The following is a 13233-nucleotide window of genomic DNA, read 5'->3' as shown; positions in this document are numbered from 1 at the left end:
TACTTCCCATCAGGAAGTATAGAGCGAAATTTGTGGTAGGATCATCTCGACGGATCTTCATTGCCGTCCCTCGATTCGACGTCAATACGTCGATTGCCCTTGGGCCCCACGCTGGTATCCCCGTACTCAGCCTGGGGCCGATTTTTTGTCGGGGCTTGAACTGGAAGCGTCGCCCGACACAATGAGTCGACACTATCCAATCGCAAGGCTCGAATGCCTGTATCTACCCGAAAACCCGTCATCCGCAGTCGTGCGAGTTCCGGCAAGTACGCTGATCGCGTGTGCTACGAGCACGACGCGACGGGGAACTACGACATTCTGATCGACGGCGAGCTACGGTTCCGACTCGAGCGCGAGAACCAGTTCCCGGAGTTCTGGTACCTCTACCCGGTCGTCAACGGTGCCCGAACCGATCCGAGCATCGCATTTGAGATCCAACAATGGGACATCATTTCCCAACTGGAACGTGGAGAGCACTGGCTTCCGGCGGACCAAGTCGAACGAGAAGAGGGGGTGGCGATCCATGCAGTACGGCGTTTCCGATGGGCCTGATCATGGAGCGTCCGGGAAGGGTGAGAACTTGCAGGATGCATGGGCTTCAATTTCTCCGCAAATCTGCCGTTAACACCTGCGTTGATCTCATGGGCAACGTCGCTTCGGCGCGGCACACTGCCAGCTTCTTGTCCGGAAGGGATATGGCAGAGCCAAAGGGAGGACTCCCGGGATTCAGGCTTCCCGACTAAAGCAGGCACACGTCGCCCCTTGAAAAGGCGAAGTCAGTTTTTAGAATCAATCCGAATCAGATAAACCGAGGAGCCTCAATGAACTCTTTCATTCCGAATGTAAGCCCCGAAACGGCTCGCAAAGCCAAGATCGTCAAGTGGATCGTGATCGCTGCCGGGGTGGCGATTGCGGCGCCGGCGGCACTGCTACTGCTGAAGGGGCTGTTGGCCCTGATTGCCGCAGGTGCTGTAGGTTTGGCGGCGATCTATTTCGGGCCGGTGGTCGAGATGAAACTGCGCAACACGCAGGTCAAAATGGTCGTCGCCGAAGCGATGGCCAACCCGATCGAAACGCTGATCAACCAACTCGCCGATAAGCGGCGTGCGGCCTCGGATTTCGCCGACCGCATCACCCTGTTCCGTACGGAGGTCAAGAACTTCCAGGACAAGGTCGGCGTGTTCGAAAAGCAGTATCCGGACGATGCGCCGCGCTTCCGTGCGCAACTCGCCACGATGCAGCAGCTTTTGCATTTCCGTGAGGATCGCTACAAACAGGTGAACGCGGAGCTCGACAATTTCGCGCATGCGATCGACCGAGCCAAGGCGATGTGGGACATGTCGCAAGCCGCGCAGCGCATGAACAAGGTCGCCGGTCAGCAGTCGGGCAACACGTTCGAGCAAATCAAGACCGACGCGTCGATCGATTCCGTCATGAAGTCCGTCAACATGGCATTCAGCCAGATGGAAACGGCTCTGCTCGACAACCCGGAAGTCAAGCAGGCGCAGCAGGCCGCGCTTGCACAAGACACGCAAACGGCGATCGCGACCGATCCGCGCGTGTCGTTGCCTTCGCAACGCCCGCAGCAGTAAAACGTACCACAACGACCTAGCGAGGAAACATGAAGAATATCGGGAAAATTCTCGGCGCCGCCGCGTTCATCGTGGTCATTGGCGTGGTTTGGCTTTTCCAGCAGGGCGGCCTGTCGAAGCTGACGGGCGGTCAGCAATCGGCCAGCATTCAGACTCAAGGTACGCCGAGCGGATTCGACGCGAGCTCCGCAGCAGCGGCTGTGGCACGGGCGCCGGCGGCCAATACGGTGGCCTTGCCTGGCGGTTATAAACCGGACTCGGACACGCTCAAGGCGATCACCAAGAACGGCCTCGTGAGGGTCTCTGTCCAGAACCCGAGCGCACCGTTCTACGACGACGAGAACGGCGGCCCGGCTCACGGCTTCAATGTCGATTTCGCCAAGTTGCTTTTCGCCGACCCATCCTTCAGTCCTGATGGGAAGCAGGTGCAGGTCGACATGCATCACGAGGTCGATACGTACGCGGGTGTGCCCAAGCAACTGCTTTCGAACGATACGGACGGCAATCATGGCGTCGATATCGCGATGGACGGTCTGACGTTCCAGGACAATCGTCCGGTTCAAGGGGTCGTGTACACGGTTCCCTACATCGATGACTTCGGCTACTCGCTGATCGTGCGCTCGGGTTCACCGATTCGCACGGCGGCAGATCTCGCAGGCAAGCGCGTTGGTATCCTCAAAGGCGATCCGGACGTACGCGCCTTCGTGACGAGCCAGTATCCGAACACGACGGTTGTCGAGGAAGACGATTCCGATCCCGCCTTCATCCAGAAGAGTGTGGACAGCGGTGCAGTGGACGCATTCATTTACGACTACCCGTTTGCGGTCGATTCGATCAAGGGCTCGGACCTGCGGTTTGCGATCACGAAGCTCGACGGCTCGAACATCGCTTACAAGATCGGCGTGCGCGCACAAGACCAGGAGCTGCTGATCTACTTGAATGCTGCGATCGCGAAGGTCAAGCAGTCGCCCGCCTATCTCGATCTGCTGCGCAAGTACTTCATCAGCAACCAGACGCAGACCAGGGCCGCGGGCGCCGGCGAGCACGCCTACACGGTGCGCCAGCGAGACACGCTCAACCTGATCGCGTCCAACCAGCTGGGCGACGGTCAGCGGTACCGTGAAATTCAGACCCGGAACAACATTCCGAATCCGAATTTGATCCTGGTCGGGCAGAAGCTGGTGATTCCGGCGCGCTGATTGTTTTCTCGGCTCAAGGAGGTGGCTACCTCACCTCGATCGAGGTAGCCGACTCCGAACCAAGCGCAAGCGGAAAAACTTTCCAACTCGGCGCGATCCAATTGCGCGTCGAACAACGCTGAAGTACTCAACGGCATGATCTTCGACGATTTCGATAGCTGGGATGGACTGAGCGGCCTGGGCGCATTTGCAACCATCTTCGGGTGGGGCGCCGTGGCGTACTTCGCGTACGCGTTCGGATACCAGAGTGGCGTGGGTGCGGCAAAGCCTTGCACCGGATCGACGCCGACGTGTGTTGTTCAGGAAAAGCAGGGTTGGTTTGGTATTGGCTACCACGTCGTCCAACCCCTTCAGGCGAGGCCGCCGAATGGCTCCGCACCCGTGAAAAAGCAGGGGTGAAGGGCGGAATTCATTCGCCATCCCGCTGGCAGACGGTGTCGCGTCGAAACGAATCCCCGGTTCGGCTGCGCCGATGCCTTACAGAGCCTAAGACTTACTACGACACGCAATATGACCAAAAAATCTCTCGTTTTCCGTTGGATCATCTGGGGGGCAGCCGCAGCAGTGACCATGGCGCATAGAGGCCTCGCGCGATCCTTCGAGCCAATCACGAGCCTGCGGCAAGTGGAGCTGGGTCTGGGGCCGAATATGCCAACGCAGTTCGAGCACTTTGCCTCCGGAATGCTGTACTTCTGGCTCGGATTACTGCTCGTTCCGGTAATCGCGATGCTCGAGGGCAGTGTCAAGCAGCATTACCAGAATCGGTCGCTTCCGAAGGATCAGTTCCTGGCGTGGTTGCTGGGCTGCGCTGCTATCCCGGTTGTTCTGCATCATTGGGCGAATTGGTCTCCGCTTTGGATGCTTTCTGCCGCGCTGGCCGACCTGAGTGTCCTTGCGTTCATGTCTGCACCGGCACGTGTGATCGACGTGACTCGCCGGCATCCGACGGGTATCGCGTTGTTCATCTCGCTGATCGTCTGGAACGCGTTCGGGCTGTCGTGGGGGCTTGGCCAGCACATTCGCCAGACGCAAACGAACGAAATCATCGCCATACAGTTGCTTGCCAGTCTGTCCGGACTGCTGGTTGCCTTGCTGATGTCGATTGCGTTCCGCAGGTTGAAGACGACAAGCCGTTACACGGACTTGGTGTTGAACGTCGGGATGTTTCTGGGGCTGTGCATGGTGATCGCCGCTGCGGCCTTGGCCCCGCATGCACCGGAAGTCTCTGTCAAGACTACGGCCGCCTCGGATTCCACTGTGCTACACCCGGAAGCGATCGGGTGCTTGATCCTTGGGCCAGACGGCAAAAAGCTGGATCTGAATCCCATCGGGAAGCTGCCGGGCAACGCGATTCTCTTACCGAAGGGCACGAGCTTTACGGCTGCTTGTCTTTCGCCAAAGTAACGTACCGACCAGTGGTCGGGATCTGAAGAAGGAGCCGAACTTGAAAAAGAGTGTTCTCGCGATTCTGACGTACGCAGCGTTTAGCTCAATGGCGCACGCCGGCGAGCCGTTTAGCACGAAGTACCAGATCGTCGTACCGCCGGCGCCGCAGTTCACCCCGACGAAGGTATGGGATGACGGCAAGTTCACGTACATCCAACTCCGCGCCCCGTATCACGGCGAGCTCCCGGTCGTATTCGAGCAGCTCGACGATGGGGAGTTCGCGGTCGTGGACGCCAGGTGGGACGAGAGAACGTCCCGCTTCGTGCTGCCGAAACTGATCGATCGCGTGGTACTGCGGCTCGAAGAGAAGCACGTCGAGATCGACCGTTCCTGACAGGAGAGTGGGACATGTCCACCATTTCGATTCAGACGAAGCTTTGGCACCGCCTGGCCGACGTCATTTCAGACATGGGAAGCCACCACCCGGCGTTCAAAGGAACGGCGGTAGGCCGCGATCTTGAGGTGCTGGGCAGTGCGATCAAGTATGGCGTTCCACCATACGAAGGTGCGAGTCTGAGCGCGCATCACCAACGGCTGGTCCATGAAGCGAAAGCCGTGGCCGAAAAGCATGGTGGCATCCGGACGGGACTCTCCCCGGTCGAGGGGTTCGTCGAGACTGCAGAGAAGCTGCTCGGCCTGTGGAGTGACCGCTGATCAACGCGGCGAGATTGCCAGGCGATTTCCCCAACCGCCCGGCGAGAATCTCACTCATCGTCACCGGCCGCTGGTGCTGAATCGGCGTCGTCGGCGGCAAGAGGCGGATCATTCTTCTCCGCCTCGCTGAGCCTGTCCATCAGCTCCTTGATCTTCAGGCGCGTCTCCTCTTTGAGATTGCCGTAGGCCGGGTCAGCCTCGAGCTCACGAACTGCCGTCACGAGACGGGGTGCGATTTTCTTCGTCACGCGCTTGACCAGTGCGCCCGGGAGGTCGCGCGGCCGCACGTGCTCCTTGCCATCCGTCGCGCGCTGCAGGAACGACAGCGCATTGGCCTTGTGCTTCCGGATCTGCTTGATCGCCTCAGTGCCGGAGATCTTCTCGTCGGCGACGATTTCGTGGATACCGCGATCGGCGCTTGCCAGCAGAAGCAAGCCTTCGATGTAGTAGGGGGTGAGTTCGCCTTGGCTGTCTTGCATCTCCACAGCGATCTCCTCCGGGGACATACCGTCGACGGTGTTCAGGCGGTGGGCGAGGATTGCCTTCTCGAGAACAGTCAGGGGCTCCTTGTCATTGCGCCGGATCACGCCGAGGTTGAGCGACTTGCTGTCGGCTTTGTCCGTAATGGTGACCGGGACGCGCTCGATGCGCGGCTTTCCTTCCGCCACGCGGTACTGGTTTGCCAGGAACACTGCCTCGAGGCGGCGGTGGCCGTCATGCAGGCAGATGATGTGCTGGCCGTCCTCGTAGATGAGGAAAACCGTCAGCGTCTGAGTCTCGTCGAAGCCGTCGCGGGCCATGTCGCGAGCCAGCTTTTCGATGCCGAGGCGGTACTTCTTGGTCTTGATGCGCGGGTTGAAGTTGTCGATCACCCGGATCTTCTCGATGAGCGGGCGATACAGGTCGGCAGACTTCGTACCCTCGAACGCTTTCTTCTTCACGCCGGACTGGAATGCGAGATCGACGTCCAGAGGGATGACAAGCTGCTCGCCCATCACCGGAGAATTGCCCTTCCGCTTGTTCATGTTCAGCTCCTGTAGGTTAGGCCAACTCGCAACGCACACGTCGCTGCGAGCCAGACAGATCCCATGCTAAACATCACAAACTCAGTTTCTAGGGGGCGCGCGCCGATTTCGCACCGACTACAGGGGGCTGGTTTCGGTTGTATGGCGTGATAGGCTTTCATTCAGTCGATTGAGTTCCCAGCAGGAAGAATCTCGCCGCTGAGACTCAAGTCATGTCGTCCGACTGCCGTAAATTACAGGACGGGAATTGATCGGGTCATCGAGCGGAACGGGCTGGCACGACGAGTCGCTTGCGTACGAGGGAACGGAGCTATATGGGAAGGTATCAAGCTGAATATGCGTGGGAAAAGATCAAGCGATTTGATCTGGTGCTTGCTGTCGAGGCCATGCTGGAATCCGAGGTCACGACCTTTTCCCGGCCGGTCGAAAACGGCGAGCTGGGCGTGGTGAACATTCAATTCACCAAGGATCCGGAATACCTGAAGGATGCCGGGGAGCACTTTGGGCGGTTGGAGTCGCTGCGGATTTTGTTCAAGGACGTCGCGCCGGAAGACCGATTCAACTTCCAGAGCAGCTTGGATGCGACTGATGCTCAGTACAACATCAACGTCAAATACAGGCTTCCGCTTCTCAGTGCAAAGTTTGTGCAAGAGAGCGAACGGACATTCCTGAAGCGCATGGCGCTGTTCGACCTCGGCTTCTTGCTCGGGCAGGCGCTCGATAGTGATTATTACCAAGGCCTACTGCTCAAGAAGTTCCCGGATCCACGGCACAAATGGGAGCGCGCCATTCGTAGCCGCGTTCCCTTCCTGGACAACGCAGCCCGGATCTACGTGCCGCCGCGTCCCAAACACGAACCGCTTCAAAACAGAAAGTACTTCGACCGATAAGGGCCGGTATGCTGCATCATCTCCACCACACGATCATCATCAGCGCGATCACGGCGCTTTCCGTACACGCTGCCGGGGCAGTCATATTCGGGGAGCGCGCGAAGCGTTTCCCGATCGGAGTCGTCCTCTCTGCGCTCTTTGTTGGCCCGTGGTGGGCAGCGTTATCTGCAGGAACGATGGCGCACCTGCTGGCCGTCATCATCGAGAATCTGTTTCGCCGTAAAAAGTCCCCGAAAGGCCTGCCTTTCGCGGCCGGCGCGGCGTGCCTTGCGTTGACCTTCGGCTTCAATATGACCTTGGAGCACGCGGCTGACGATGTGATGAAATCGATCAATCAGAGCAACGATGCAGCCTGGACCAAGATCTCCAGCAGCGGCGAAGCAGGGCAGATGGTGGCCGCTCACTACAAACCGTGCGTCGACGAGAAAACGGTCGTGACGCAGGGCTACGGCCGGTTCGCGACGATGACGCTGGAGCCGAAAAACGGCCCGAACCAATGCGAGATGGACGTTGTCGCCCTGGCAAGGGTTGAGGGCGGTGATGGCTTCGCGCGGGACGTTGCGGCGGTCATCGACAATCTGCCGAACAGCCTGCAGCTGTCCCCGGATGCGCAGGCGAAACTGGACAGTCTCACAAAGGACACGGCGGGCATCTAACACGCGGTTTTTCTGGACAACCTCGTAGGCCGACAGGTTCAGAATGTCCGCGGGCGCGTATTCATTTTTTGTAGCCATGAACGAAATTGAAGCTGTCGGCATGAGGCATCGATTGCAACTTAGCCGAGCATTTCTTTCATGCTCGATAGGTCCTGATACGCGTGCGTCACCGTGAGACCGGAGCTCCTCGATTTCGAGAACAACGCACTCATCGCCTCAGCTGGTGACTTCGGCTTTTTCAGCGGGATAGGATCGCCAACCCGAATGAATTCGCCCTGCGCTTGGACGCGCTCCGCGGCACATTCGATTCCACGCCAGTCTCCGACATCCTTTAGCTGCTTTTGGGCGACTTTCAGGAGGCGCTCGACCGCGTAGGCGCTCTGATACCACGTGCCGATCTGTTCCTTCGTCCAATCGGGGCGACCGCTGCCCACGCCAAGCACCGGAGCGATCGCACACGTCAGTGCGAGCCAGGATACTTCACGGGCGCCCAAGGCCTCGTAAATCAACATCGTCGCAAGCGATCTACTCTGGGCGCCCCAGTCTGTCGTGGCCGGCGCGTCGACCATCCCCTGATATCTGCTCCCCGGATATTCGCCGTTGGCGACGAGGATCATGTATCCGAGCGACACGACCGAGTAGGGCTGCAAGCCAGGCATGTTGGCTTTGACTGTAGCCCCCAGTTGTTCGGCAAGGCTCAAGGCACGTTGCCGCTCGTCTACTAGGACTTCGTTATCTTCCGTGTCTCCCTCATACCGCAGAGGCAAGCACTCGCTGATGGCCTGATCGACGAACCCATCGAGCGCCGAGGAGTTGATGTTGTCCAGTACAGCCGCCATCAATCTGTCGATACCCGCCCGCGTTCCCGCTGCGGCTTCGACTTCGGCCTTCCGCGTGGAAAGCATGTGCTCAACCGCGTCATGCCAGCGATTGCCCAGCGCAGGAACGCCAAGTTCGGAGCGAACCTCATCGAGCAACGCCGTGCCCAACGTGAAAGTCTCAAATAGAGACTCTTCGTCCAGCGTGCGTTGCTGTTCGTGCGCATCGAACGAGGTCATCGCGAGATAGGTCTGCCCGCGTTCCGAAAATTCGGTCGCCCCTGCCAGCTGACAACCCGTCTCAACACGATACAGGCCGATGGTGGCAGGCCATTGGTCGTGATGCCACAGCGTCTTCAGCAGATCGCTTTCCTGTCCGTCTTTCAGTCGTTGAAGGCGGTAGCGCTCGATGAACCAGACGGGTTCGGACACCAGGGTGCCCACCGCACGACTTGCGGCGGGCGGCACGACGTCACCGCACAGCAAGCTCGCGAGGGCCGCATAGGCATCTGCTCCATCCGGGTCGAATACTCGCGGAATCATGCCGCCGAGTTTTTCAGCGACGATACAGCAACCTAGCACCTCGGTCTGCTGGGTGACGATCCACTTCACCTGCCATTGCTGCTGCCCGCCAATCGACGCGGCCAGATCACCACTGACCAGTGCGTCGGTCAGAGGCTGGCACGCTGCGGGCATGAGCGAATCGATCATGAACGAATCAACGGCATCTGACTCGTTTCCCAGCTTGCCTGCTTGCCGAAGGTCCTCAGCGAAGTCTTCCGGCAGCATTTCGATTTGCGCGACGAGCTTTGACCACAGGAAGACTCGGCGATCAGGATAGATCGCCCACTTGTACGCCGGGATGCCCCTCTCAAGCAGGCGTGGGGTCTCTTCCGGCCAGGGCTCACGATGGTTCATGAGATCCCCCATCTCGTCGTAGAAAAAACCCTTCTTGGCGGCGTCTTCGATGGTGCGCCGCATCTTTTCTTCGAGACTGATTCCCGTCACGGCCAGTTCGTCCAGATGTAGCTTGGCAACAAGTCGCCGAGCCAGCAGCAGGTCGATGCCGTAGCGAACGAACATGCGCCACGCGACGCCTCTCGCAATTTTCTCCAGGCTCACTGAGCCGTCCGGTACCGAGAACGACGCGGTCGCTTCGTGCTGCGCGTCGTGCAGGCTGTTGTAGCCCAGCACGATGGCCAGCGAATTCTGAGCCTGCATCAGGGATTGATCACCGAGCGGCCATATTTTTCGCAGCGCCTTGGCGATCTTTGTGTACGAGCCATGCTCGAAGTCGGCATGAAGCAACGGGGTACGCATATCAACTCCTTCCGTAGCGCGGATCAGATTTCAGTGGCTGGCTCACCGTTATGCGCTACGCAGGGTTGTGTGCGTCTAACGGAATGGGGTGTTGCGTCTCACGGCACTGCCTTTGCCATTACCAGCGGCACGATCGAGATAGACCGATCCGAACAAGATACCGCTGGCCTTCGCGTTGCGTCAACCGCAGAATCTGGTTTTATGCTTCAATGTCGTGAGCCGTCATCAACCGCGTATTCCGGATACCCGATTCTTCGCATCTCCAGGTGAAGTGACCGAACTATGGAGCATCCTGCCGACACCGCCCCGCGCTTCACGAAGTGGCACTGTCACTTCGAACTCGACTACCTGCTCGCCCAGTCCGACGCCATGCTCGCCAAGATGCTCAAGGGCGGAACTCCGGTCGAAATTCGGGTCCGGCTCATCTGCATGAAGGCGTCCGGAAAGCGTTTCCTGATCGTGGGCGAATGTGATCACATCGGCCACGATGGGAAGTGCGCAGGACACCCCGGCAGCGACGGGGAACAATTCGATTGAGGAGGCTGGCAGCGGCTGGTAGCCAAGCGTTCGAAACGACTGACCGGTCTCTGATCTACCGCACCAGGATTTTGTCGGGCCGACGGCACTGCCACCGGCCCGAGTCGTTTCAGTCGTCGATGTAGGGGATCTCGAAGCCTTCCCACTCGGCAGACTTGCGCATGAGCCACACGCGCCGCGTGTAGTTGAGCAGGTCGTACTGGGCCGGATTCCCGGGGTAGATGTCGCTTTCGTCGAGCGCGAGCATCCGTTCGACTCCGGTCATGCTCGAGTCGGCCCGCATAGCGGCTGCCTTGCGCGCCTTCGCTGCGGCGATACGGTCTTCACCGTGCACCACGATGATCGGGTTGATCGGGGCGCCCCAGCCGCCGAAAAGCACCTCATGGCGCTTGGCCGGCACCGGGCGATCGACGGCATAGCGAAGTCCCGCGCCATTAGGCGACAGGCCGGTGGTCAGCTCCCAGGCCGGCCACTCCCCATGTTTGAGTGTCCAGATCGGCGACTGGTCGGCCAGCTCAAGGAACTTGCGGCCGTTGAAGCTCTCGTCATCGAGCAACATCGTCATGATCTCTTCCGCAACGGAATTCGTCCCGACCAGCGCGTAGAGGCACTGGTTCACGACCATGCTGGTGTTGCCGGGAGCCCCGCCAGTACCGTTCAACATACTGCCAAGGGTCGTCGGCCCGCCCAGGACGACATTCCGGACCTCCGGCTCTTCGACGAGCTCATAGTGCGGATAGGAGTGGGAGGTCGGGGGCCGGAAGCGCAGAGGTCGCTTGTCGTTCATGATCCGCAGCAGCAGCGCGGATTTGCTCGGGGCTGAGGGGTTAACGTGGCCGCTGCCGGGCAGGCCGCCGGACTTGACCACGCGTGCGTGAAGATCGAGCGCCTTCGCGATTGCGTCGCGCGAAAGCTTGATCCCGGGAATCGAGGCTTCCAGATCCTCGCGGCGAGCGAGGAGGTTTTCGACGACAAGGTCGACGTCTTTCGGGCTATATGGCATGGTGAAACACCTGTTTCTGAAGAGGGCACGCCACATTGGGAATGTGCACCCCTCAACGATACCGGCGCCACCGTGGCGAACAAGCTCGATTCGGATCCTAAAGCGACACATTTCTGCGCCATCTCCGGCTCAGGATCCTCCTTTCAGGACTTCCTTCGCTTCGGCAATTGGGGTACGTAGTCAGCGATCGCGCGAACATGCTTGCCGTGGTGCGACGACGGCCAGAGCCCGAGCTTAGCGAGGCCCTGAACATAGTAGCGAAGCACGTCGTCAACGCACATGCCGGTATCGACCCGGAACATCGCCTCGTGGAAGCGCGAGAGGAAGTCGAAGTCGTGATGATGCTCGCCCGCCGACGTCTCGGGGTGTGCGTATTCATGCACCAACAGGGATACCAGCCAGGCTGCACCACGCTGGCGGATCCCGAGGAGGGATTCGCGTGCTACGGCGATGAACGTTGATCCGTCCGTCCACGCTTCCTTGGTGTCTGAGAGGCCGGCAACGATCTTCCGCGGCTCGGTACGCCAGTCGCTGCCCGGGTAGACGACGCGCTGGACTCGATGGTTGATCGAACGTAGGCACTCGAGTACGAGGCGCTCCTCTTTGCCGAGATCCTCGTCGTCGACGAATGACGCGGTATCGTTCAGCTGCTCGACGAAGTGGAAAAACGGTACGACCTTGATCGGCGCGTCGCCATCCCAGCTAAGGTGAAGCTTCGTTCGTAGCTTTGTGAGGACACGCGGGAGATTGTCGTCGGCCGCAGCAGCATTGGCGATCGTCAGCAGCTTCGGCATGACGACTTTCGCCAGTCCCTCGCGCTCAACCCGCTCGGCAATGCCCGTGTGGCGGCCATCGAAGAGAGTGAAACACCGGCCGGCCAAACCTTCTTCCGGCGAAACGAGTTTCCCGAAAATATCGGGAATAAACCGCAGTTTGAAGATGGCTTTGACAGTTTTCCCATCCAGATTGGCAGGAGAAAAGTAGATGTCGCGGAGGAGGGCGGCGGCCTCGTTGTCATTGAGCTTTTTCACGCGCGTGAGCTGAAAGGCAAATCTCTCACGCACGACCATGTCGATCGTCTGCCACACTTGGCACCGATCCTCAAGCACGCTGTTGCGAGCAAGGTTGACCGCTAGGGGCACGTTCGACGTGATTGCCCCGCCGATGCCGTATCGATGGCTCGGATAGCTGTTGACTAGGATCCCGCGGTTGTAGACTCGCAACTCGTGCGACTCCCGATCGAAGCGATATCGCGCATGCTCGTCTTGGAGATCCCACTTCGCGTCGGCCGGAAGCGTATTGATCTGTTGTCCGTTGACGTAGATCGGAATCGGAGCGTACCGGACAATCTGGCCCAGTTCGCCTCCCGGCCCAACGGGAAAGCCCTCATCGTCCCGAGTGCTACCGACGAAGTACGTCCGAAGGGAGTAGTCGCTCGTTTGGAATCCAACCTTGAAATTGTAGAACTGGCCCGTGATGCGGCAGCCGGCGTACGGCTCGGCGTGCTCAACCAGGTCGTAGCCAGATTCAATGGATTCGTCTTCCAGATCGACGCGCATTTCGAATTGACCGCTGCGCCATACGGTCGATGCATAGGACATGATCTGGCCGCGGCCGCACCTGAAACGACCGTAAAGAGCGTCGCCGTTGACGTGCGGCGTACCGAAGGTCTCGAAGAACTGCTCGATTTCGTCCCGAGACTGGAACCCCTTGCCGTCATCGACGAATTCGAACGCTCCCTTGGCATCGACGGTCAGGTCAATGCGGGTCGCGCCGGCGTCGATACTGTTCATCACGAGCTCGGCGACAGCTTTCGGCAGACTGCCAGACTGCTCATGGATGAGCGTCTTGATGATGGAAGAGTGGATCTTGAACGCGCGGCGCTGGGCTCCGGTCGGCGCGGTGGAAGGGCTCATAACTGATTGCGTGCTTGTTCTCAGAAGCTACAGACGATACCAGCCTGACTCGGATCAGCAACGGCGATTGGTGAGCTGAAATTGGGGGGATTCGGTGTTTGATGGACTGCCCAAGTGACGAGAGCCTCATAATTCAGAATCCGGATCAGATAGCGATCGGGAAGAAGTTGGGGACAT

At 59.3% G+C, this 13233-nt stretch carries 14 protein-coding genes; 10 read left to right on the top strand and 4 right to left on the bottom strand.

Annotated features, from left to right (window positions below):
- Positions 1-213: 213 nt before the first annotated feature.
- From BDO18943_RS16730 to BDO18943_RS16700, 7 genes are all read left to right on the top strand, one after another.
- On the top strand, positions 214-552 hold the full coding sequence (locus BDO18943_RS16730; RefSeq protein WP_025496196.1) for a hypothetical protein: 339 nt from the start codon (positions 214-216) through the stop codon (positions 550-552).
- A gap of 269 nt (positions 553-821) precedes the next feature.
- Positions 822-1592 carry a hypothetical protein gene (locus BDO18943_RS16725; protein ID WP_025496198.1) on the top strand — a complete coding sequence of 257 codons (771 nt, stop codon included), beginning with the start codon at positions 822-824 and terminating at the stop codon, positions 1590-1592.
- A gap of 29 nt (positions 1593-1621) precedes the next feature.
- On the top strand, positions 1622-2791 hold the full coding sequence (locus BDO18943_RS16720; protein WP_235996066.1) for a transporter substrate-binding and LysM peptidoglycan-binding domain-containing protein: 1170 nt from the start codon (positions 1622-1624) through the stop codon (positions 2789-2791).
- Between the two features lie 135 nt (positions 2792-2926).
- Positions 2927-3190, top strand: a complete 264-nt coding sequence (locus BDO18943_RS16715) for a hypothetical protein (protein WP_025496426.1) — start codon at positions 2927-2929, stop codon at positions 3188-3190.
- Between the two features lie 111 nt (positions 3191-3301).
- Positions 3302-4195 carry a hypothetical protein gene (locus BDO18943_RS16710; protein WP_025584284.1) on the top strand — a complete coding sequence of 298 codons (894 nt, stop codon included), beginning with the start codon at positions 3302-3304 and terminating at the stop codon, positions 4193-4195.
- 40 nt (positions 4196-4235) lie between these two features.
- Positions 4236-4571, top strand: coding sequence for a TrbG/VirB9 family P-type conjugative transfer protein (locus BDO18943_RS16705; RefSeq protein WP_025496424.1), 336 nt, complete (start codon positions 4236-4238; stop codon positions 4569-4571).
- A 14-nt stretch (positions 4572-4585) separates the two neighbouring features.
- Positions 4586-4891, top strand: a complete 306-nt coding sequence (locus BDO18943_RS16700; protein WP_025496423.1) for a hypothetical protein — start codon at positions 4586-4588, stop codon at positions 4889-4891.
- A gap of 50 nt (positions 4892-4941) precedes the next feature.
- Here BDO18943_RS16700 and BDO18943_RS16695 read toward each other — a convergent pair whose 3' ends face one another.
- Positions 4942-5916: a hypothetical protein gene (locus BDO18943_RS16695; protein WP_025496422.1), complete on the bottom strand. Its 975-nt coding sequence runs from the start codon at positions 5914-5916 to the stop codon at positions 4942-4944.
- Positions 5917-6230: 314 nt separating this feature from the next.
- Between BDO18943_RS16695 and BDO18943_RS16690 the strand changes: the two genes are divergently transcribed.
- The gene (locus BDO18943_RS16690; protein ID WP_025496421.1) at positions 6231-6806 is read left to right on the top strand and encodes a hypothetical protein; all 576 of its coding nucleotides are present in this window, start codon (positions 6231-6233) and stop codon (positions 6804-6806) included.
- A gap of 8 nt (positions 6807-6814) precedes the next feature.
- Complete coding sequence (locus tag BDO18943_RS16685; protein ID WP_025496420.1) at positions 6815-7462, top strand: hypothetical protein; 648 nt, start codon at positions 6815-6817, stop codon at positions 7460-7462.
- A gap of 119 nt (positions 7463-7581) precedes the next feature.
- On the opposite strand, the gene BDO18943_RS16680 is transcribed toward BDO18943_RS16685, so the two are convergent.
- Entirely contained in the window at positions 7582-9600 is a 2019-nt protein-coding gene (locus BDO18943_RS16680) for a hypothetical protein (RefSeq protein WP_025496419.1), read from the bottom strand.
- A 282-nt stretch (positions 9601-9882) separates the two neighbouring features.
- Here BDO18943_RS16680 and BDO18943_RS16675 point away from each other — a divergent pair, with 282 nt between their 5' ends.
- A complete protein-coding gene (locus BDO18943_RS16675; protein WP_175023353.1) occupies positions 9883-10137 on the top strand; it encodes a hypothetical protein in 255 nt (84 codons plus the stop codon).
- A gap of 109 nt (positions 10138-10246) precedes the next feature.
- On the opposite strand, the gene BDO18943_RS16670 is transcribed toward BDO18943_RS16675, so the two are convergent.
- Positions 10247-11140 carry a hypothetical protein gene (locus tag BDO18943_RS16670; RefSeq protein WP_025496459.1) on the bottom strand — a complete coding sequence of 298 codons (894 nt, stop codon included), beginning with the start codon at positions 11138-11140 and terminating at the stop codon, positions 10247-10249.
- 143 nt (positions 11141-11283) lie between these two features.
- Positions 11284-13056, bottom strand: a complete 1773-nt coding sequence (locus tag BDO18943_RS16665; protein ID WP_025496460.1) for an ATP-binding protein — start codon at positions 13054-13056, stop codon at positions 11284-11286.
- Positions 13057-13233 lie beyond the last annotated feature (177 nt).

The organism is Burkholderia aenigmatica, assembly GCF_902499175.1.
GTDB lineage: Bacteria > Pseudomonadota > Gammaproteobacteria > Burkholderiales > Burkholderiaceae > Burkholderia > Burkholderia aenigmatica.
This window is presented reverse-complemented; position numbering and strand designations above follow the sequence as displayed.

Bases quoted from the DNA above. Each gene is read 5' to 3' on its own strand.
- BDO18943_RS16675 (WP_175023353.1), top strand. From the start codon at position 9,883: ATGGAGCATCCTGCCGACACCGCCCCGCGCTTCACGAAGTGGCACTGT.
- BDO18943_RS16725 (WP_025496198.1), top strand. From the start codon at position 822: ATGAACTCTTTCATTCCGAATGTAAGCCCCGAAACGGCTCGCAAAGCC.
- BDO18943_RS16720 (WP_235996066.1), top strand. From the start codon at position 1,622: ATGAAGAATATCGGGAAAATTCTCGGCGCCGCCGCGTTCATCGTGGTC.
- BDO18943_RS16665 (WP_025496460.1), bottom strand. From the start codon at position 13,056: ATGAGCCCTTCCACCGCGCCGACCGGAGCCCAGCGCCGCGCGTTCAAG.
- BDO18943_RS16695 (WP_025496422.1), bottom strand. From the start codon at position 5,916: ATGAACAAGCGGAAGGGCAATTCTCCGGTGATGGGCGAGCAGCTTGTC.
- BDO18943_RS16715 (WP_025496426.1), top strand. From the start codon at position 2,927: ATGATCTTCGACGATTTCGATAGCTGGGATGGACTGAGCGGCCTGGGC.
- BDO18943_RS16685 (WP_025496420.1), top strand. From the start codon at position 6,815: ATGCTGCATCATCTCCACCACACGATCATCATCAGCGCGATCACGGCG.
- BDO18943_RS16690 (WP_025496421.1), top strand. From the start codon at position 6,231: ATGGGAAGGTATCAAGCTGAATATGCGTGGGAAAAGATCAAGCGATTT.
- BDO18943_RS16680 (WP_025496419.1), bottom strand. From the start codon at position 9,600: ATGCGTACCCCGTTGCTTCATGCCGACTTCGAGCATGGCTCGTACACA.
- BDO18943_RS16700 (WP_025496423.1), top strand. From the start codon at position 4,586: ATGTCCACCATTTCGATTCAGACGAAGCTTTGGCACCGCCTGGCCGAC.
- BDO18943_RS16710 (WP_025584284.1), top strand. From the start codon at position 3,302: ATGACCAAAAAATCTCTCGTTTTCCGTTGGATCATCTGGGGGGCAGCC.
- BDO18943_RS16730 (WP_025496196.1), top strand. From the start codon at position 214: ATGCCTGTATCTACCCGAAAACCCGTCATCCGCAGTCGTGCGAGTTCC.
- BDO18943_RS16670 (WP_025496459.1), bottom strand. From the start codon at position 11,140: ATGCCATATAGCCCGAAAGACGTCGACCTTGTCGTCGAAAACCTCCTC.